The sequence below is a fragment of the uncultured Cardiobacterium sp. genome, assembly GCF_938028185.1.
Lineage (GTDB): Bacteria > Pseudomonadota > Gammaproteobacteria > Cardiobacteriales > Cardiobacteriaceae > Cardiobacterium.
In genome coordinates this window covers 1-1,515 of the sequence record NZ_CALJAH010000432.1, presented here as the reverse complement: position 1 = coordinate 1,515, position 1,515 = coordinate 1, and the positions used below count along the sequence as shown (strand labels likewise).

The 1,515-nt window shown below is 63.0% G+C and carries 2 protein-coding genes; both read left to right on the top strand.

Annotated elements, in window-relative coordinates; genetic code table 11:
- Positions 1 to 414, top strand: a 414-nt coding sequence (locus Q0349_RS12445) for an RNA 2'-phosphotransferase (RefSeq protein WP_298081339.1), incomplete at its 5' end; no start/stop codon positions are given.
- A gap of 20 nt (positions 415 to 434) precedes the next feature.
- Positions 435 to 1,301 (top strand): hypothetical protein, encoded by an 867-nt coding sequence (locus Q0349_RS12440; protein WP_298081338.1) that lies wholly within the window; start codon positions 435 to 437, stop codon positions 1,299 to 1,301.
- Positions 1,302 to 1,515 lie beyond the last annotated feature (214 nt).

Here is a 1,515-nt window from a genome sequence, read left to right as displayed (position 1 = left end):
GGCACCGCACTCGACCGCACCCTGCTCGACCACATCGTCGCCACCAACCCGAAACAGCGCTTCGCCTATGACGCGGGCGGCAGCAAAATCCGCGCCAACCAGGGACATAGCATCGCCATTGACCTCGCATACAGCCCGGCCATCCCGCCCGAAACCCTCTACCACGGCACCGCGCAAACCACCCTCGCCGCCATCCGCCAAAGCGGCGGCCTCGACAAACGCACACGCCACCACGTCCACCTCTCGCCGGACGCCGCAACCGCGCATAAAGTCGGCCAGCGCCACGGCAAACCCGCCGTGCTGCGCATTGCCGCCGGACAAATGCAACGCGACGGCCACACCTTCTACCAAAGCGACAACGGCGTCTGGCTCACCGACCACGTTCCGCTCGCCTACATCGCCTTTGACGACTGAACCCGCCGGGAATCTCAACCATGCAACGCTACGAAAACCCCAAAACTGTCCTCGGCGGCGTCCTCTTTTTCATCCTCGGCGGCCTGTTCCTCTACGCAGTCAAAAGCGACTGGTCGCGCTGGTTCGGCCTGTTCACCGCCATCCTTGGCGTCCTCGCCCTGCTCCTTCTGCTCTGGCAAATCCTGCACCCGGCAGAAGAAAAAGACCATCTCGGCGACCTGCCCGACGACAGCGCCATTGACCCGCCCGCGCCGCCGCGCCCGCTCACCCCGGCGGAAATGGCAGCACTGCGCGACACCATCGCCATCCTGCACCAGGCGGGCATCCTCGCACCCCAGGCGCCCGCAGCGGAAGACCTCGCAGCAGCCGTCGCCGACTGGGACGTGGTGGATAACGAAAGCGTACTGAACGCCGTCATGGAAGCAGGCTACTACCACCCCGGCTATCAGGAAGAACACTACAGCGCCAACCTCGCCTGCATCGAAACCGACGTCGAACAGGACAGCGCCGCGCTACACGACCTCATTGACGACCTGCTCCGCCTGGCGGGCGACGACCGCGCCAGCTACCGCCTGAACTGCGAAGCAGACGGCGACAACACCGCCATCCGCCTGCAACTCACCAGCGGCGGCCACACACGGGAAATCGCCCGCAACCTGCCGCCGCACGGACTGGACGAAGCCCTGTGCAGCGCCATCGCCCGCTTCCTGTACGACAGCGGCGCGCCGCGACGCCTCATCTGGACGGGCGCGGAAACCCGGTGGCTCTCCAGCCTGCCCGCCGACGAGCCGCAGGCACTCGCCCGCCTCAACCAGGCACTGGGACTGGCAGAAGACGACTGGAATGCGTGGCGCTACCCCGATACAGAAAATAGCGGGATGCCGTAGCAACATGATTTATAACGTGTTTACGATACCCGTCATTTGTTTGCAGGGAGCGTACCGCAAACACGCACCGTTTCCCGCTACCAAAAAACCGCGCGTATCGGCTGCGCCTAGAGGCTGTTCACAATTGACTATAACATGATGATTTCATTCGCAGGTTTGGCTAAGGCCTGTTTACCATTCCGTCGTAAATATAGCAATCCTCTCTAAATTCTAT